This is a genomic window from Neisseria sp. P0008.S010, assembly GCF_051962715.1.
In the GTDB taxonomy this organism is placed as follows: Bacteria; Pseudomonadota; Gammaproteobacteria; order Burkholderiales; family Neisseriaceae; genus Neisseria; species Neisseria elongata.
In genome coordinates, this window is record NZ_JBQCVA010000426.1 from 1 (window position 1) to 237 (window position 237).

General features: G+C 47.3%; 1 rRNA gene. It reads left to right on the top strand.

The features are described 5' to 3' along the window. Positions 1 to 237, top strand: a 16S ribosomal RNA gene (locus ACTHSL_RS14195); the annotation flags it as partial.

The window sequence follows — 237 nt, forward strand, 5'->3', positions numbered from 1 at the left end:
CGTAAAGCGTGCGTAGGTTGTATGGTTAGTTAGTGGTGAAAGCCCGGAGCTTAACTCCGGAATTGCCATTAAAACTGCCATGCTAGAGAGTGTTAGAGGTGAGTGGAATTTCTAGTGTAGGAGTGAAATCCGTAGATATTAGAAGGAACATCAATGGCGAAGGCAGCTCACTGGGTCACATCTGACACTGAGGCACGAAAGCGTGGGTAGCAAACAGGATTAGATACCCCAGTAGTC